Origin of the sequence: Streptomyces sp. ISL-96, assembly GCF_018614035.1 — a bacterium.
Classification (GTDB): domain Bacteria; phylum Actinomycetota; class Actinomycetes; order Streptomycetales; family Streptomycetaceae; genus Streptomyces.
This window is the reverse complement of sequence record NZ_JAGGPA010000054.1, coordinates 24,707-44,127: the sequence shown is the minus strand read 5'-3', so window position 1 is coordinate 44,127 and position 19,421 is coordinate 24,707. Positions and strand designations below refer to the sequence as shown.

Genomic DNA, 19,421 nt, shown 5'->3' with positions numbered 1-19,421 from the left:
ACTTTCGCAACAGGCCCTAGAACAGGTCTTCACCGCCCAACGCGCCCACGCCCAGCTGGTCATGGTCGGCGACTCTGCCCAGGCCATCTACGGGTGGCGCGGCGCCCGCGACGTCATGACCGGATTCGACGGCCGAGCCCTGTCCCTGTCACAGTCCTTCCGCTTCGGCCCCCGCCTCGCCACCGAAGCCAACCGCTGGCTGTCGATCGCCGACGCCCCCATCCGCCTGGCCGGCACCACCACCATCCCCACCGAACTCGGCCCGGTCGAACACCCCGACGCCGTGCTGTGCCGCACCAACGTTGGCGCCATGACCGAAGTCATGAAGCACCTTGCCGCAGGTCGACGGGTGGCGCTGACGGGGGGGAGGGGGCTCCCTGCGGGCACTTGCCACCGCAGCCCGGGACCTCAAGGAAGGACGCCGTACCTGGCACCCCGAACTGCTCCTCTTCTCCTCCTGGGGTGAGCTGCAGGACTACGCCGAACACGACCCCGCCGGCCGTGACCTGCGACCGTTCGTCGATCTCATCGACCGGCACGGAACGCAAGCTGTCCTGGCCGCGGTGGACCAGCTGGCTCCCGAAGCGCAGGCACAGGTCACCATCTCCACCGCTCACCGGGCCAAGGGCCGTGAGTGGTCGAACGTCAGGATCGCTGACGACTTCACCCCTCCCAAGGACACCAGCGAACAAGACGCGAACGGTGCCCCCATTCCCGGCCCGATCGACGACGCTGAAGCACGCCTGGCCTACGTCGCGGTCACCCGCACCCGCGACTGCCTCGACCTCGGCGGTCTCTCCTGGATCGACCGCCACCCAAACGGCCACCCACGTACGCCACAGACCAGCGCCTGATCACGGAGCAGGGGCCATCGTTTCCTCGGTGAACCACACCACTGGCGCGGGTGAGCAGCCCGGCGTCTTGGGCAACCGGCGGCCCATACAGCGCTATCCATATGTTCGTGATCAAGAACCTGCTGCGCGCCGCTACGGCCGCCGCGCTCGGATGCCGCCCAGCGGCGACGTCCCCTGCCAGTACGCCGAGGAATGGACCGGGACCAAGCTCCGCTGGGACCTGACCGTCGACCCGCAGGAACAAGCCGAACACCTCAACCTCGCCGAGCGGTGCCCGACCACCGACGTCCACTTCGACCCGCCCCATAACGAAACACCAACAGCCCTTGCCCGGCCTTGTCGGCGACAGGGCGCGTTCTCATGCCCTTGGAGCACCCGCTGCGGAGCAGTGGCCGGGCGCTCATTTTGGGGGCACGGTGCCGGTTCGGCACCTGCCCGTACGCGCAGCCGCCATGGACGAGACCGGCCAGGGGCCGGAAGGAACTGCCGCGGCCGGACGGCTTCCTCCGTTCCTGCGGGGCTCGCTTCTTAGCCTTTAGGCGGCCCGACGACCGCTCCATGCCGAAGGTCCGTCCCCCGGGGTTTGGACGCCGTCGAATCTGGTTCTTGACGCTCTGAAAGAACGGAGGCCGTGTGGGCTGTTGGTCGATCAGTTACGGTGCAGATTCGCGTATGTGATGATCAACAGCGATCGGTGGGGTGTGCGCGCGCTGGCGTCTTACGGGGGAGGTTGACGGGGGATGGGCTACGTTCTGCCCGGCTGGCTGGATGAGATTCTCGAATTTATCGGCATCAGTTGGCCGAATGTGGATGAGGATGACTACCGCGAGATGGCTGATGCCATGCGGGAGCTTGCGGATGACTTCGAGGACCATGCGGGCGAGGTGAACGCGGCGGTGGGCCGCCTGCTGTCTTCCAGCGAGGGCATGGCGGTGGACGCCCTGGCGGAGCACTGGGGCAAGGTCAAGTCCTCGCATCTCGAGCAACTGCCTGAGGTGGCCAGGTTGTTCGCGGATGCCATGGATGTGGTTGCGGACGTCATCTACGCCATGAAGGTCAAGGCCGAGATCGAGCTGGGTGTGATGGCGGCCTCGGTGGGCATTTCGGTTGGCCTGGCGTTTGTCACCGGCGGTCTGTCAGCGCTGATCGGGGCGGCGCAGATCACGGCGATGCGAGAGGTGGTGCGCCGGATCATCAAGGAGGCCGGCGACCAGATCGTGGACCAGGTGCTGGCCATGGTAACCGAGCCGGTCGCTGCCAAGCTGGAGGAGATGGTCTCGGACGCTGTCCTGGAGCTGGCCACGGACGCCCTGGCATCTGGGGGCGAAGGCGGCAGTTCGCCGGGCTCCTCCGACATGAACCTCAACTCGGCGGGCGGCTCGGGAGGCGGTGGTATCGGGCCGGGCAAGACCGGGAACCTGCGCATCGACCACGACGAGTACGAGAAGGGCGCTGGCCACCTGGACCGGGTCAGCAAGGACTCCCTCGCCAAGCTGTCGGGCCCCTTGGACCGCGCCCACGGCGCGCACGGCCGCACCCGCGGCAAGGACCCCTTCACCGCGCCCATCGATGGCGTGCTGGACGGCGCCACGAAGGGCATGAAGAAGGCCGTCCGGGCGGTCATCAAGCACACCGGCGAGACGATGCCCAAGAACGTGCGGGACAGCTCGCGCAGGCACAAGTCCAATGAGCGCGGCACGGCCGACGCCCTGGACAAGATCCTCAAGGATCGGGACGGGAAGGGCGGCCCCAACCCACCATCCAGGGGCGGCGATGCGCCCGGCGGACGCAAGGGGGCGGCCGGGACCAAGCCGGATCTGCTGCGCAAGGCGCGCGATGACCCGCGCCGGCATGGCGTTTCGATCAACATGCGGAAGTGTAAGAACGACCCGGTGGACGTGGCCACTGGCCAGATGGTCCTTCCGCAGACCGATCTCAGCCTTCCTGGAGTCCTGCCCCTGGTCCTCAAGCGCACCCATGTCTCGGACTATTCGTTCGGTATGTGGTTCGGCCGTTCCTGGGCCTCGACGCTGGACGAGCGGATTGAGGTCGACGTCCGCAACATGGCCGTGTGGGCCCGCGAGGACGGTTCGCTGCTCGTCTACGATCAGCTGCCGACCCCACAGCAGCCGGAGGTGCTGCCCCTCGAGGGACCTCGAATACCCCTGCGTCGTGTCAGCCCACTCGGCGCCCCGGAAATGGAGTTGGCGGTCACCGAGCCGCAGTCGGGGCTGACCCGCTACTTCTCTCGGCCGTCCACTGAGGGCTGGCAGCTGTGGCTCACCACGATCGAGGACCGCAACGAGAACCAGATCGACGTCCACCGGGATGCGTCCGGCATGCCGCTCTCGGTCACGCACAGCGGTGGCTACGACGTCACGATCACGGGGGACCGGCACCTCGGCCGCATTCGAGAGCTTGCACTGCGCACTCAGGAAGGCGACGAGGACACGGTACGTGTGACGGCGTACTCCTACGACACGGTAGGAAACCTCGACGGGGTGACCAACTCCTCCGGGCAGGCCCTGATGTTCAGCTATGACACTGAGGCCCGCATCGTCGCGTGGACCGACCGTAACGACTCCACCTTCCGGTACGTGTACGACAATTCGGGCCGCACAGTTCAGACCATCGGTCCCGATGGCTATCTGTCGTCGATGTTCGCCTACGACGCGGAGCGCCAGGTCACCCGCTACACCGACTCCACCGGCGCCACCACCACGTACTACCTGGACCAGCGGCTTCAGACCATCGCCGAGGTGGACCCCCTGGGGCAGACCACTCACTTCGCGTACGACACCCGGGGCCGACTCCTTGAGCAGACCGACGCGCTGAGCAACGTCACTCGCTTCGAACGCGACGACCACGGCAACCTCATTGCACTGATCGCCGTCGACGGGGTCCGCACCACCGCCGAGTTCAATGACTTCAATCTGCCCGTGGTCGTCACAGAGCGCGGCGGCACGCAGCACCGTTTCAAGTACGACACCAGGGGAAACCTGACTGCCGTCACCGGTCCCGACGGCGCCCTCAACCAGTACGAGTTCGACGAGTACGGCCACGTGACCGCCGTCCGCAACCCGGCTGGCGCGGTTACCCGGATGCGGAACAACGCTGCCGGGCTGCCCATAGAGATCACGGCGCCCGACGGCGCTCGCAGCACCTTCTCGCGCGATGCCTTCGGTCGCATCACCATGGCCACCGACGCCCTCGGCGCAACAGTCCGCCAAGGCTGGACCACCGAGGGCAAGCCTGCCTGGCGTGAACTGCCCGACGGCACCCGCGAGGAGTGGACCTGGGATGGCGAGGGCAATCTGCTCAGCCACACCGACCGCACCGGCCGCACCAGTACTCACACCGCCACCCACTTCGACCGACGTGCCACCACTCACAGCAGTGACGGCGGCGAGTACCGCTTCACCCACGACACCGAGCTGCGCCTGACCACCGTCACCAACGCCCAAGGCCTGGAATGGCACTACCACTACGACGCGGCCGGCCGCCTGATATCCGAGACGGACTTCGACGGGCGCACCCTGACCTACGAACACGACGCACTCGGACGCCTGATCCGCCGCACCAACGCCGCCGGTCAAACCCTGACGTACGAGCGCGATGTCCTCGGCCGCGTCCTGCACCTGCGCCACGACGACGGCGCCACCTCCACATTCGCCTACGACGCAACGGGCCACGTCGACCATATGGCCAACGCCCACGCCCGCATCGACCTGGAACGAGACCGGGCGGGGCGCATCGTGTCCGAAAGCGTCAACGGCCATGCCGTGACGCGCACTTACGATGCCATGGGGCGCCGCACCCACCGACGCACTCCCTCGGGCGCAGACAGCACGCTCACCTACGGCGAACGCGGACTGACCGCCTACACGGCAGGCGAGCACACCTTCCGCTTCGAACACGACGCCCTGGGCCGCGAAACCACCCGCACCCTCGACGACGCCCTCACCTTGCACCAGGACTGGGACCCCGTCGGCCGCCTCGTCCACCAGTCCTGCACCAGCCCGCACGACACCCTGCTCGAGCGCTCCGTCGCCTACCATCCCGACGGCACACCGCACACCGTCGACGACAGCCGCTATGGCCGAAGCACTTACACCGTCGACGAAGCCGGTCGGATCACCGCCGTCAGCGCACACAAGTGGAGCGAGCGCTACGCCTACAACCCTGACGGCGACCAGACGCAGGCCACGCTCCCCGCCCAAGCCCCCGGCCAGGATGCCGCCGGAGAGCGCCACTACACCGGTAGCCGCATCACGAAGGCCGGACGGACTCACTACCAGTACGACGCGCAGGGCCGCCTTGTCGAACGCCGCACCACCACGCTCAGCGGCAAGACACTCATCTGGTCCTTCACGTGGGATGCGGAAGACCGGCTCACCCACGTTCGCGCTCCCGGCGACACTCACTGGCGCTACCTTTACGACGCCCTCGGCCGCCGTATCGCAAAGCAGCGCCTGGACCACGAAGGGCACATCGAAGAATCCACCACGTACTGCTGGGACGGCGGCCAGTTGGTCGAACAGCAGAACAACGGTGTCACCCTGGTGTGGGACTACCTGGGCCTGCAGCCTCTGGCGCAACGCGAATCCAAGGCCGACGAGGCCCAGGAAGAGACCGACCGCCGGTTCTTCGCCATCGTCACAGACCTCGCCGGTGCCCCCAGCGAACTCATCGGTCCCGACGGAACGCCGACCTGGCGCGGCCGCAGCACCGCCTGGGGCGCGACCCAGTCACACCGACACGCCACTGCCTACACACCGCTGCGATACCCCGGTCAGTACTTCGACCCGGAAACCGGCCTCCACTACAACGTCAACCGCTACTACGACCCCGACCTCGGCCGCTACACCTCGCCTGACCCCCTCGGTCTGGCTCCCGCTGTCAATCACTACACCTACGTGCCCAACCCCTTCACCCTGGCCGACCCGCTCGGACTCGCGGGTTGCGAGAATGATCCCACCTGGGGCGGACGGGTTGTCTTCGTTCGGGACGAGCACGGCCGCCCGTACGAAATGCACGCCACCGTCACCCGCGACATGCTCGACGAAGGGACCCACGCCGACAACAGACTGCGGCCGCCCGGTTTCGTCCACGGAACAGATCACAACCAGGCCCGCGGACACCTGCTGGCCCGGATGCTCGGCGGGTCCGGCGACACACTCGATAACCTGGCCACACTCACGCAGAACCCCACGAACAGCCCTGACATGCGGGACCTCGAGCAGTCCATCTATAACGCCGTGTCCCCCGATGACGGCGAGATCGTCCAGTACAGCGTCTACCTCGAGTACACCGACGATAATAAAGACTCCGTGCCCAAGTGGATTCAGATGGAAGCCGACGGCAACAAAGGATTCAAACTTGAGGAGGCACTCGAGAACCCTGACCACGCCGCACAACAGCACCGACGCCGCCGAGGAATCTAGTGACTGCCTTCGAATCTCTGACCCGACTCTGCTCGCCACCCGCCAGCGCGCCTCGCCCCGTCGAATGGCGATCTGTAGAGGCCCAACTCGGCATTCAGCTCCCCACCGACTACAAGGAACTCGCGACTACCTTCGGTCCGGGGCGCTTCGCCGACTTCATTCACATCTACCATCCGCACGGTTACACCCCATACGTCGACCTTACCGGCCCCATGCCCACCAAGATCCGTGCCCAGCTGCAGAGGGACTACGACCAGGGCACACACCCCGTTCCGTATGACCCCCGGCACTTGTTCACCATGGGCGTCACCGACAACGGTGAATACCTCTTCTGGATCACTGACCCACAAGACGCCCCCGACACTTGGCGGATTGCCGTCAACGAAGCTCGCGGACCCCAGTGGTTCACCTTCGACGGCACCGTGACCGAGTTCCTCGTATCGGTGCTGAGCGGGGAAACGGCCGTACCTCAGTTCCCGCAGGGCCTCCTTGAACGGCCGCCCAGCTTCGTGCCTTCTGATCCCAGCGCCTGGACTCCGCCTCCGGCTCCGGCCCGAGCCCCTGTCAACACGAACGAAATCCGGGAATGGGCCCGAAGCAACGGTTATGAGGTCCCGCTCCGCGGACGCATCCCCGCACCAGTTCTCGACGCATGGGAGCAGGCCCACCGAGGAGATGAGTCGTAGAGCTCTGCCCCATGGGCGCGCTTCACCAGCTGCTCGTGTGAGGGGCGACGGAACGCTCGTCGATACGCCAGCCGCACCGTCACCCGCCGCAAGACCCGACTGTCTCGTAAGCCCGATATCTCGCACTACACCTAGTACTGCAACCGCGTTTGGCGTGACGGTGTGTCGTCATGGTCGTTATTTCTGTCATGGGTGGGGATCTCGAAGCTGGTGGCGTGTGGCGGTGGGTGGCAGGTCTGGAAGAGGTGCACGAACGGTTCATGCACCGTTTTCAGCGGTCCGAACCCCGGGAGTCCGCGCTGGCCTACTTGCGTGGGCTGGTGTCGTCGCTGGAACGGAAGAACGCGTGGACGGTCGCCGAGCGGGCCGGGCACGAGCGGCCGGATCGCTTGCAGCGACTGCTCAACACGTGCGACTGGGATGCGGACGAAGTCCGTGACGACGTGCGGGAGTTCGTCGTCGAGCGTCTCGGGGACCGGAAGGCGGTGCTCGTCGTGGATGACACCGGGTTCTTGAAGAAGGGTGTCCGCTCGGCCGGGGTCCAGCGCCAGTACACCGGCACGGCGGGCCGGGTCGAGAACAGCCAGGTCGGTACATTCCTGGCCTATGCCACCGATGCCGGTCACACGCTGATCGACCGGGAGCTGTACCTGCCCACTTCCTGGACCGATGACCGTGAACGCTGCCGTGCTGCCGCGGTTCCCGAGGAGGTTCGCTTCACCACGAAGGTCGAGCACGCGAAGGCCATGATCGAGCGGGCACTCGCCGCCCGGGTGCCGTTCGCGTGGCTGACCGCCGACGAGGCGTACGGGCAGGCCAAGGGCTTGCGGTACTGGCTTGAACAGCGAGGGGTGTTCCATGTGCTGGCGACCCGCCGCACTGACACCGTGGTCACCGCCTCGCGTATGGACCATCCCGTGGACGAGCTGGTCGCCGCTCTGCCACGGCAGGCGTGGAAGCGCCGCTCGTGCGGGCGGGGCGCCCACGGCGAGCGTCTCTACGACTGGGCCCGGGCGCCGATCCGCCCCTGGCGTGAGGAAGATGTCGAGCACTGGGTCCTGGCCCGCCGCAGCATCACCGACCCCACCGAGATCGCCTACTACGTGTGTTTCGCACCCGAAGGCACCACCCTGAGCGCCCTCCTGGCCGTGGCCGGCCGCCGGTGGACGATCGAGGAGTGCTTCCAGACCGCGAAGAACGAATGCGGCCTCGACCACTACCAGGTCCGCAAATACCACGCCTGGTACCGGCACATCACCCTCGCCATGGCGGCCCACGCCTACCTGGCAGCGGTCCGCGCGGACGAACTCAAAAAAGGGGATCCGGACCCGGTGAACAGCACCTCGTCCCGCTGAGTCTGCCTGAGATCCGCCGCCTGGCCGCCCATCTCGCAACACGACTCCTTCCCCCCGTCGCCCAGGTCCTGCACTGGTCCCACTGGAGACGACAAGCCCAATACCGAGCACGCATCAGCCATTACAAACGACGAGGCCACAGCCCTTGAACTGAAGGCCCGTCATGCCAAACGCGGTTGCAGTACTAGGGCCTGTTGCGAAAGTGGTGGTGCGGTCTGGCCGCAGTTTGCGGACCGAGCGGAGCTCCAGGCAGGATCTCGTGCATGGTTTCGGTAGTGCAGAACGTGGCGGTCGACTGTGTGGATGCCTATGAGCTGGCTCGGTTCTGGAGCGAGGCGCTCGGTTGTCCGCTGCATCCGGAGGACAAACCGGGTGACCTGGAGACTGAGGTGATGCTGCCGGAGGGCCCGCTGCTGTACTTCAACCAGGTGCCAGAACCGAAGACGATCAAGAACCGGATCCACCTGTGCCTGCGCCCCAAGACCTCGCGCGAGGAGGAGGTCGAGCGGCTGCTGAACCTCGGTGCCACCCTCGTCGCCGATCGCCGGGAACCCGATGGTGCCGGCTGGGCCGTCCTTGCGGACCCTGAAGGCAATGAATTCTGTGTTCTCCGCAGCGAGGCCGACCGCGCAGCGATGTCTTCTTGAAGCTCACACGCTCACGGTCCGGGTAGCTGGTCACAGCCACTCGTTGATGGCCGCGACCAGCACCGTTGCTTCATAGCGGACGGCAAGCTTGTCGTATCTCGTGGGTGCGCCACGAGGCGCCATGGAATCGAGTGAGGTGAGAGACCTTCACCGCCGGGTTGTCGCAGCAATCTGGCTGAAGCTGGGGGCAGTTCGACTCGGGGGATGCCGAGGCGGGCGGTAAGCAGCCCCGACGACGTCGGGACGGACTGGCACTGCCAGACAGTCCGGGTCCGGCTAGCGAGACGGGAAGGTGCACGCGAGGAATCAGTGCTTGACGCCCCGTAATTACGACACCGGCTCGAACCTGGCGGATCTGGGCCGGATGCAGTGCACGACCACCGCTGGCCGGTGGTCGACTCCGAAGCTGATTCCACGTATCGGTGGGGAGGCCACGCCGAAAGTCTGCGGCGTAAGCGTGGCGATGCTGTCGGGGTAGAGCTGGGCACCTCACCCGTCGATCGATTCCGTGGTGAACGTGGGAACTGCCCGCGGTCGCCCCAGGACCGGACCTCCAGTTCGGTCGAGGGCAGGCCCATCGCCGGCTGATGGCCGTCGGGCAGGGACGGAGGCTTCGTAGTACTCGGAGGCCGGGAGAGCCGGCCACATGGGGAAGTTGCGCCGTCTAACTCGGCGTTGGATCACTCTTTCAGAGAGTAGAGGTTCGGAAGGAGAAGCCTCTGGACCACCCGTCTTACCTGGACGCGAAAGCGCGAGGGGACAACAGCATGGCGGGAAAGCGTGAAGCGCTGCGAAGGCGTTTAAGGTGCTGTCGCGCAAGGTCCGTGTGATATGGCGAAGACCAGACTGTTTGAAGCCCAGTTCTCAGTGATGGAAATGTGCATCCTCCGACATACAACGCCCGGAGCGGAGCCACCAGCATCAGGCGAATCCCCTTTGCTTCGCCCCAATCTTCCGGCTGGTGGGCGGTGGGCAACGAGCTCACTCAAGGGAACGGACGGGCCGCCTACGTCACGCTCGATACGTCCAATGCAAGAGGAATTCGGGATTACCTAAGGGGCGCGAGCCCTACGGTGACGGAGTGCCAATAGTAGTCGTGGGAGTAACGCCCCACCAAGGAGAGCGGGAAAACCGCTTACAGGGCCAAGTGGCACAGGTTCCACGATATCCGGAGAGGCAAGGTACGCGTAATGCAGAGAGCCGAAGCCCTGATGGAGATCATCCATGAACGCGGCAAGAGAGGACTGCCACTGGAGAGGTTGTACCGGCACCTGTTCAACCCGGAGTTGTACCTGCGTGCCTACGGAAAGATCTACCGCAACGACGGTGCCATGACGCCCGGCTCCACCATGGAGACCGTGGACGGCATGAGCCTGAAGAAGATTCAGGTGATCATCGATGCGCTGCGGCATGAGCGCTATCGGTGGACCCCGGTCCGGCGTGTGTATATCGAGAAGAAAGGGTCCCCAGGGAAACGCCGCCCACTGGGGCTGCCTTCGTGGTCGGACAAGCTGTTGCAAGAAGTAATACGCTCCCTGTTGGAAGCCTATTACGAGCCGCAGTTTTCCGACCACTCCCACGGCTTCAGGCCAGGGAAGGGCTGTCATACCGCTCTTGCGGAAGTATCTGAGTCGTGGCGCAGTATGACATGGTTCGTCGAGGGAGACATCTCCCAGTGTTTCGACCGGCTGGATCACGGAGTTCTCCACTCCACCCTAGCCGAGAACATTCACGACAACCGCTTCCTGCGGTTGATCGACGGACTGCTTCAGGCCGGATACCTGGAGGAATGGCGCTACCACGAGACACTAAGTGGGGCGCCACAAGGGGGCGTTCTGAGCCCCTTGCTCTCAAATATCTACCTGGACCGGCTGGACAAGTACGTCGAGACAACGCTCTTGCCCGTCTTCAACCGGGGAACCCGACGCAAGCCGTATCTGCCGTATATGCGGATACACAAGGCCAGTTGGAAGCTGGAAAAGAAGGGGCAGCGGGAGGAAGCAGGGCAGTTGCGTCGTCAGTTGCAAAAGCTCCCCTCTCATGACCCCGATGATCCAGCCTTCCGGCGGCTGCATTACGTCCGCTACGCGGACGATTGGCTGTTGGGATTCTCTGGAACGCGACGGGAAGCCGAGTACATCAAGGGAATGATCGGAAAGTTCCTGCGGAACCGTTTGAAGCTGGAGCTCTCCGAAAAGAAAACCTTGATCACCCATGGGCGGTCACAGGCCGCCCGCTTCCTCGGCTACGAAATCGTGGTCCACCACAACGACGCCAAGCACGATCGGAAAGGTCATCGCTCGATCAATGGGCAGATCGGACTGAAGGTGCCTATGGACGTCGTGCGCGACAAGCGTAAGACCTACATGCGACGCGGTAAACCGGCCGCCATGCTGACACGCGCTCATGATTCGGACTTCCGTATTGTGACGCGGTATCAGGCGGAGTTTCGGGGTATCGCGGAGTACTACCAGCTGGCTTACAACCGGCACCGCCTCGGCCTGCTGAGGTGGGTCATGGAACGGTCGATGACCAAGACGCTGGGCCATAAGAACAAGATCAGCGTCAACAAGGTCTGGAACCGCTACCGAGCCACTTGGCAGACGCCAGCAGGTCCTCGCAGAGGTCTGCAAGTCACGGTCGGGCGAGGCAACGGGAAGAAGTCACTGGTTGCCCGATGGGGAGGGATTTCGCTTGCCCGCAGGACCACGAGGGTAGTTCTCAAAGACAATCTCCCGGAGATTTGGAGAAAGCGCCCGGCGGAACTCATCGACCGGCTCATGTCCGGCCGCTGTGAACTCTGCCAGTCGCGGACAGATGTCGAAGCGCACCACGTTCGACGTCTGAAAGACCTCAACTCCCGAGATGGGGCTGAACAGCCCCATTGGGCACGGCAGATGGCGTCACGCCGTCGCAAGACCCTGATCGTCTGCCGTAACTGCCACGAAGGAATCCATAACGGATCCTCAACGGGGCAGGCTTCGAGGAATGTGGCACTGGAGAGCCGGGTGCGGTGATAAGTCGCATGCCCGGTTCGGTGGGGGGCCGTCGGAAAAGGGTCCGCATCCGCGGATACCTCGCCGGCGGCCTACCCTGCGGGGCCAGCAAGTCAGCAGTAAGGAAACTGGAATGCCAGGAGGTCGTCGCCGGTGAATACCGACGAGCTGGAATGGGCCTTGATGAAGGCCGAACGCCGGGTACTGGAGATTCAGACCAAGCTGCACCGTTGGGCAAACGATGATTCTCATCGCAGGTTCGACGATCTGTTCAATCTCGTGGCCGACCCCGCCTTTATGTTGGTGGCGTGGGATCGGGTCCGGGGAAACAAGGGTGCCCGCACGGCCGGAGTGGACGGGAAAACCGCACGCTCCATCGAGGCCGGGCAAGGAGTCGAGGCTTTCCTTGACGGGCTGCGAACTCAACTGAGAGATCGCAGCTTTCAGCCGGTCCCGGTGCGTGAGCGGATGATCCCGAAGGCGAACGGCAAGCTCCGTCGTCTCGGGATTCCGACCGTGGCGGACCGGGTGGTCCAGGCATCCTTGAAGCTGGTGCTGGAGCCGGTGTTCGAAGCGGATTTCCTTCCGTATTCGTACGGATTCCGCCCGAACCGCCGGGCTCATGACGCGATCGCCGAGACGCGCTATTTCGCTAGCCATTCTTACGAATGGGTGGTGGAAGGCGACATCACGGCGTGCTTTGACGAGATTTCGCACACGGCCCTGATGGGCCGGGTGCGAAATCGGATCGGGGACAAGCGGGTCTTGCTCCTGGTGAAGGCATTCCTCAAATCCGGGATTATGTCCCGGGACGGAGCCCTCACGGACACACGCACCGGAACCCCGCAGGGTGGGATTCTCTCGCCCCTGCTGGCCAACATCGCACTCTCGGCTCTGGACGAACACATCGCCCAGGCACCCGGAGGACCGAGCAGTACCTCCGGGGAACGGCGCAAGAGGCAGCGTCGAGGACTTCCCAACTACCGGCTGGTCCGGTACGCGGACGACTTCCTCGTGCTCGTCTCCGGCAACCGTGGTCACGCCGAGGAACTGCGAAGGGAAGTCGCAGAGGCGTTGACACCGATGGGCCTTCGCCTCTCGGTCGAGAAGACGAGGATCACCCACATTGACGAAGGCTTCGACTTTCTCGGATGGCGCGTCCAGCGTCACCGGAAACGGGGCATTGACCGGCAGTACATCTACACCTATCCGGCGCGGAAGTCTGTTCGTTCGGCAACGGCCAAGGTGAAGGATCTGACCGGAAGGCAGAATGTTGGCCTGCCGCTGACGTCCCTACTGCACCAGTTGAATTCGGTGCTGCGTGGATGGTGCGCGTACTTCCGTCCGGGGGTGTCGAACGTCGCTTTCTGCTATCTCAGCCACTTCGCGTGGATGAGGGTCATTCGGTGGATTCGGCGCAAGCACCCCGGGATCACATGGAAGCAGCTTCGCCGACGCTATTGCGACGGCGGCTGGTGGCCCGTCACGGAGGACGGAGAACTGTTCAATCCGGCGAAGGTAAGCACGACCAGATACCGATACCGAGGAACAGTGATCCCGAGCCCGTGGCCCACTACGGCATGAGAATCGGAATATCCCAATCGGGGCTTGTGGAGAGCCCGGTGCCCGGAGACGGGCACGCCGGGTTCGGGAGGCGGCTCGGGGAAACCCACTGGTGGAAACACCAGCAGGGCGCCCGGAGTCGACCTCACCCACGGCCCGGTGGCGCTTGAGGCGATTGATCCCGCATTCCACTGCGTGGCGCTCGCGGTAGTCGATTTTGTCGAACGCCGGTGGACGACCGCCGCGTGAGCCGAGTTTCTTGCGGTTGCGGATCTGGTCCTTCTTCTCCGGAATCGTGCATCGGATCCCGCGTCTGCGCAGGTAGGCGCGGGACTTCCGGGAGCCGTACGCCTTGTCGGCACGGACTCTGTCCGGGCGCTTGCGTGGGCGCCCCAGGCCGAGGCGAGGCACCCGGATGTTCTCCAGGACCGGTTCGAACTGGGGTGAGTCCCCGCGCTGACCGGCAGTGATCACGAGGGACATGGGCTTCTGTCCCTGCTCGACCGCGAGGTGGAGCTTGGTGGTCAGCCCGCCGCGCGAGCGTCCGAGTCCGTGGTCGGCCGGCTCGGTGTCGATGCCGCCGGGCGGCTCCTTCTGGAGATCCCCCTTTTCGCCGCTCCGGCGGCGTGCTGGTGGGCTCGGCAGACAGTGGAGTCGACACTCACATCCCAGGTGATCAGGTCCTTTGCGTCCGCCTGGGCCTGCAATTCGGTGAAGATGCGCTTCCAGGTCCCGTCCCGCTGCCAGCGCCGGAACAGGTCGTAGACCCGGTCCCACGGCCCATACCGTTCGGGTACATCGCGCCACGGCGTCCCGGTCCGGGTCCGCCACCGTATCCCGTTGACCAGCTGCCGCCGGGTCCATATCGGCGGGCGTCCGGGCTTCTTGCCGCTGGGCAACAGAGGCTCCAGGCGGGCCCACTGTTCGTCCGTCAGGTCTCCACGTGCCACAACGCATGATCATTTCACGTGCAAGATCCACTTTCGCAATAGGCCCTAGTTATGACAGCGGCATGGCGTTGAACTGCAGTGCTTGAAGTATGAAGAGAGTTTTTGTGATCTTGGCTGGTATGACATCTGATCAGCAGTGGTTTGCTGTATTTCATCAAAGGCGTGATGCGCAGGGGCAGTTGGAGGGCCTGTGAGCTGCGATGTTGTGAGTAGGAAGAGGATGTCGTAACTAGACGCACAAGCTCTTGGCTTGGGCGTAAGTTGCGACCGCGATGCAGTTGATCTTGAGAAGTGGGGCGGGGTACTGCCGGATGTGGCTCGCGATGGCTGACCGGGTTGATCTGAGCCCTCTCGGGGAGGTGTTCTCAGTCTCCGCTGTCGGGGGCGTCGTCGTGGGTTGCTGGCATGTGGCGGACGCTGATGCCGGTTCGGCAGCGGGAGGGGCCGATCGTGTCGCGTAGCCGTGTGAACAGGTCTGGACGGATGAGGAGATCTGCTCCTGCGATCGCGGGCAGGAGAGGCGCGTAGTTTCCGTCGTGGACGAGGTGGCCGTGCCACTGGCGGCAGATTAGTGCTTCTCCTGCCGGGTCGCTGAGGCTGAACCCGCAGATACCGTCGGTGGGTTCGAGTCCGAGGGCTGCCACGACGCTGGCGGCGGGTGCCAGTACGTAGAGGGGCAGGCCAAGGCCGCTGTCGCGTTGGGGTGCGTCGACCATGAGGGTGGTGCCGGCGTCGGTGAGCGCCACGAGGGCCTGGTTCTTGGTTCGGATGTGCTCGGCTGCCGTCTCGGCCTGGGTCAGTCCTGGTGCTAGGCGCCGGAGCGGGCGCGTCCACAGCTGCCAGGGAGCCTGGGCGAGGGGAAGCGTGCCGGGTGGCGGCTCGTCGTTGACGGCCTCCAGCCCGAGCGCGATGCGTACTTGGCGGGGGGGCTGGTCCGGGTGGCGGCGCGCGGGGGTGTGGTGCTGCTCGATCAGGCCGATCTGTACCCAGCCTGCGTGAGGCCCGTCCGTAACGTGAGAAAGGACAGTGGCGCCTCCCGGCAGGGCCCGCAGGCCCGCGACCGATGCCAAGCCGGAAGGCGGCCAGGGAAGTTGCTCCTGGCGGCTGTTACTGAACCAGGGTGCGGGATCGAGTGACCATGCCAGCGCATCGGGGCGTGTGAGGGGGCGGGGAACACGGGCGAGTTCGGCACGCAAGGCTGCGCGGGGGTCGTCGCGCAGTCGTGCGGCCGCATTGCGTTCAAAAGTGTGGGCGGGGCTGAGGTGCCCGGCTTGGGCGAAGGCGACTCGCAGGCCGGCGGCGGCCTGTTGCAGGGCGTCTTCGGCGGCGTCTTCGGCGGCGAGGTAGGCGTCGGGGTACTGAGTCCGGCTGGGGTGGGCTAGCAGGTCCAACTGGGCACTCATCAACGTCTCGACGTGCTTAGCGGTCAAGGCCTCGGTAACAAGGTCGACGACAGTTGCACGGAGCCCTGCCGGACTGGCGGCGGCGTCGAGGCGGGCGCCCAGATACTGGTCGACGAGGTCGGCCGCGAACTCCCGAGGATTGTTCATGCGCTGTCCTCGGTGCTGGAGAGCGCGGCGGATATGGCGCGTGCGAGTGTCGGATGGGCGGCGGTCGCCGGAGGGGAGGGTCGCTGGCATCCGGCGCGGGTGAGGACTGCGGCGGCTTCGGCGCGCACAGACAGCAGGCCGCTGCCGCACAGGGCCTCGAGCTGCTCGCGGAGGCTGGCATCGAGGGGGCCCTCGGGCAGGTGGCTGTGCAGGACGGTCAGAAGCCAGGTCAGCGGGCCGGCGCCCAGGTCGAAGTCGAGGACGTGCGCGAATGCGGCTTGGGCCTGGGCGGGGCGGCTGGCCAGGAGAGCCGTGGTTGCGATCAAGGCGCGGCGCTTGTCGCCGCGTTCAGGCAGGGCGACGGTGGCCAGGGCGAGCCGGCACAGCGCGGTGTCGATGTCGTGTTGTGTGGCCGGCTCCGGCTGTGGGTGGTAGGCGCCGTGGCCGAGGCCGGCGTCGCCAGGCAGGCGGTAGGCGACGACGTCGTACGCCGCGTCCCAGCAGGCCAGCGCGCTGGCGGGGGAGGGCTGGGAGGTATCCGGGGACTGGATCGCAAAGGCCGAGACCAGGGCCTGGCTGATGCCGGTGGTGCGGTTGTGGGTCGGGTTGGCGACGGCTTGGGCCACCTGGTCTGCGAGGACGCGGGCTGCGGTGGTGGTGTCGGCTGCGTGTGCCTGCTGCCACAGATCCAGTCGGTCGCTGCCGGCGAAGACGCGCCATCCGCCGCCGCCTCGTGTCTTGGTGTAGGCGAGCATGCCGGCTGTTGCGGCGAGCGGGCCGAAGACGCCGGGGTCGGTGTCATGGCGCAGGCGGAGGCCGGTGGCGATATCGGCGAGGAGCTCCAGGGGATTGGAAAGGTTCATCTCCTCCGGGATCCGGTGCAGTAGCTGGGTGACAGCGTCGGCTCCCTGGACGTGAAGGATCTCCAGCAGCCGCCATCCGACCGCGTTGGCCAGGGCGTCTCTTGACCACCGGGGACCCGGCGGGTCGTCGTATGCCTTGCTGCTGCGGTCGCGGACCGCGGCCAGCACGCCGGCAGCGCCCGGGGGCAGTATGGGGCGCTGCTGGGCATGCAGATACGCGCCTGTGGTGGGGCGCCTGCGGCTCGACCAGTCGCGGGAGGTCTTGGTCGGCACGGGCCGGGGGGCCCAGTGCGGGCCGCCCTCACCGCCGCAGCGGTGTGCTGCGGCGGTGAGCGCTGTGGCGGGCTCGTTCCCGGCTGCGTGCGGTGCGGCGGTCAGCGTCTGGTCGTCGTAGGTGGAAGTGATGGCGTTGGCGAGCACCGGAAGCAGGCGCACTGAGCGGGCCGCGTCGTCGGCCGGCAGGTCGGCGAGCCTGCCGAGCAGGGCGATGTCCCCCTTGATGTTGTGGTCGGCGCCTCCTGCCGCGATGCGCAGCGCGGCGAGAATGACGGGGTCTGCCGTGTTCGCCTGGGTCGCCAGCAGTTGCTGGTGAGCGGTAGCCACCCGGTGGTCGGGCAGCCCGGGCTCCGTCAGCAGCACCTGGGCGCCCAACTGTGCGGCAGCCCACGGGTCCAGACGGGCCAGCAACTGCCACCAGTGGCTGGGAAATCCTCCGGTGCCCCGCCCGTCGGTGCCGTGCGCGACGAGATACACCAGCGGTTGTGCGCGTGCCAGCCGCACCCGCGCCTGGACGGGATCGGCCTGCATGAGCTGGGGCAGCGGATCCAGCAGTTCCTCGATGGTGATGTCCTTGTGGCTGCCGTAGGCGCCCATGTAGCGGGCGGCGCGGTCCCAGCACTGCTGCGCTTCCTGCGGGTCGCCGCAGGCCAGACTCACGCGGGCCATCTCGAGTTCGAAGTCGGCGCTCTCCGGATACAGCGCACGGTACCCGGCGTGCGCCGTGCGCAGGGTTCGCATCAGTTCGCGCGCTAGGTCGGCCCCGGCCTGGCCGACGCTCGCAGCGAGCAAGGACAGCAGGTCGGTGGTGATCAGGGGGCCGGTTCCGGCCATGCCCATCAGGGAGGTAGTGGTGCCCCCGCTGACGGCTTGCAGGGCCGCAATGCCCAGCGCGACGTCGTCGCTGTACAGCAGGGCGACGGCGTCGTGCAGGACCTGACGCACGAGCTGGTAAATGTCGACCAGGTCACTGGCGTTGGGACGGCCGGTGAAGGGGGTCGTGTGCTGGGCCAGTTGCTCGAGCGCCACGCGGGCGGTGGCGGAGGCGGTCGCTGCCGGGAGCTTGCCTGCCTTAACGTCCTGGCGCAGGCCGAGGGTGGCAATGGTGAAGCGCAGCCAGGCACGGTAGAAACCCTCACCCCCCAGCTGCGGGAGCAGCCGGGCGGGCGCTTGAGAGTCGGCCGCGTGGGCCACGGCCAGCAGCGCCAGCCATTTGCTCACCGGGCCCGACAGACTGCCGGCACGGTCGGTCAGCACCTCGCGCGTCGCCTCGGTGAGAACAGTGGTGATGTCCGGGGAGAAGACTTCCTCGGCCAGGTCCGCCACCGCCAGACCATGGCGCAGCAGGCGCCGCGGGTCGCACGGCCCGCTGGCCCACGCCGCCGTGGCCAGCATGCGCGCCGACGGCAGCGTGCCGTCTGCACTGTCGCGGGCATCGGCAAGATGCAGCAGAAGGGCAGCGCGCCGGTCGGGCCGCTCGATGTACTCGGCACTGTCCAACAGCGGCATGAACCCGAGACAGTCCAGCAGCACATCGAGGGCCCGTTCGGGCGATGCCAGAGCCTCCTGGTCGAGGAACCGAGCCACCCGCTGACCGAGCGTGCGCGGGGCCTGCTCGGGCTCGACGTCATCGCTGGCCCGGGCCGGCAACCGGATCCGTCCGCGCAGCTCCGCCAAGGCCACCGACTCGTCGCTCCCGGAACCGTAGTGGACCCGTTCGTCGTCGCGTACGTCGTCCCAGACCGTCAGGTATGCCTCCCACGGGGCGCCATGGCCGGCCCGGTCGACCGCCGCACACAGTTGCAGGCCCCACCGAGCCGGCATCGTGGGCACACCCTCATACATCAGGCTTGCCGCCAAGTGGTCGGCTCCCACCAGCTCCACCAGCTCCACCAGCACATCCGCATACGGCACCAGGGAACCCGGCAGGCCTTCGTCCTCGTAGTTCGCCCGCGCCCGGCTCAGTTCGATGCAGCGCACCAGCGTGGGCCAGTCGTTGCGGACCGCCGCCCGCCGTGCGGCAACGGTCAGGGTGTGGACGACGGCCTGCGGGGACTGCAGTCCGGCAATCGCGCGGGAGAGGAAATCGGGCCCGATCAGCAGGGCCAGTTCGTCGTCGCGGCCCAGGGCGGCCAGCAGTTCGGGCAGGTGCCGGAAGGCGCGGGGGTCGGTGAAGAAGCCCCGCCGGGACAACCAGTCGGCGGCCTGGGACCGGACCTGATCGACCCACCCGTCGT

General features: G+C 66.2%; 9 protein-coding genes and 2 pseudogenes. 7 read left to right on the top strand and 4 right to left on the bottom strand.

Annotated features, from left to right (window positions below; all coding sequences use genetic code 11):
• The 7 genes and pseudogenes from J7E96_RS28735 to ltrA form a co-directional block, all read left to right on the top strand.
• Positions 1-854 (top strand): annotated as a pseudogene (locus J7E96_RS28735) (3'-5' exonuclease); the annotation flags it as partial.
• A 740-nt stretch (positions 855-1,594) separates the two neighbouring features.
• A complete protein-coding gene (locus J7E96_RS28730) occupies positions 1,595-6,298 on the top strand; it encodes an RHS repeat-associated core domain-containing protein (RefSeq protein WP_215135394.1) in 4,704 nt (1,567 codons plus the stop codon).
• Positions 6,298-6,984, top strand: a complete 687-nt coding sequence (locus J7E96_RS28725; RefSeq protein WP_215135392.1) for a histone-like nucleoid-structuring protein Lsr2 — start codon at positions 6,298-6,300, stop codon at positions 6,982-6,984. Before J7E96_RS28730 ends, J7E96_RS28725 begins: the two co-directional genes overlap by 1 nt.
• A 188-nt stretch (positions 6,985-7,172) precedes the next feature.
• Entirely contained in the window at positions 7,173-8,339 is a 1,167-nt protein-coding gene (locus J7E96_RS28720; RefSeq protein WP_251070583.1) for an IS701 family transposase, read from the top strand.
• Between the two features lie 263 nt (positions 8,340-8,602).
• Positions 8,603-8,986 (top strand): VOC family protein, encoded by a 384-nt coding sequence (locus J7E96_RS28715; RefSeq protein ID WP_215135389.1) that lies wholly within the window; start codon positions 8,603-8,605, stop codon positions 8,984-8,986.
• A gap of 1,190 nt (positions 8,987-10,176) precedes the next feature.
• The gene (locus J7E96_RS28710) at positions 10,177-12,003 is read left to right on the top strand and encodes a reverse transcriptase/maturase family protein (RefSeq protein ID WP_215135386.1); all 1,827 of its coding nucleotides are present in this window, start codon (positions 10,177-10,179) and stop codon (positions 12,001-12,003) included.
• A gap of 132 nt (positions 12,004-12,135) precedes the next feature.
• Positions 12,136-13,566 carry a group II intron reverse transcriptase/maturase gene (gene ltrA, locus J7E96_RS28705; RefSeq protein ID WP_215135384.1) on the top strand — a complete coding sequence of 477 codons (1,431 nt, stop codon included), beginning with the start codon at positions 12,136-12,138 and terminating at the stop codon, positions 13,564-13,566.
• A 195-nt stretch (positions 13,567-13,761) separates the two neighbouring features.
• Here the strand turns inward: ltrA and J7E96_RS37795 are convergent.
• From J7E96_RS37795 to J7E96_RS28690, 4 genes and pseudogenes are all read right to left on the bottom strand, one after another.
• Positions 13,762-14,073: pseudogene (locus tag J7E96_RS37795) on the bottom strand (transposase); the annotation flags it as partial.
• The gene (locus J7E96_RS37790; RefSeq protein ID WP_308296182.1) at positions 14,070-14,495 is read right to left on the bottom strand and encodes an IS5 family transposase; all 426 of its coding nucleotides are present in this window, start codon (positions 14,493-14,495) and stop codon (positions 14,070-14,072) included. The pseudogene J7E96_RS37795 and the gene J7E96_RS37790, both read right to left, overlap by 4 nt.
• 365 nt (positions 14,496-14,860) lie before the next feature.
• On the bottom strand, positions 14,861-16,045 hold the full coding sequence (locus tag J7E96_RS28695; RefSeq protein ID WP_215135381.1) for a hypothetical protein: 1,185 nt from the start codon (positions 16,043-16,045) through the stop codon (positions 14,861-14,863).
• Positions 16,042-19,377, bottom strand: a complete 3,336-nt coding sequence (locus J7E96_RS28690; protein WP_215135377.1) for a hypothetical protein — start codon at positions 19,375-19,377, stop codon at positions 16,042-16,044. Before J7E96_RS28690 ends, J7E96_RS28695 begins: the two co-directional genes overlap by 4 nt.
• Positions 19,378-19,421 lie beyond the last annotated feature (44 nt).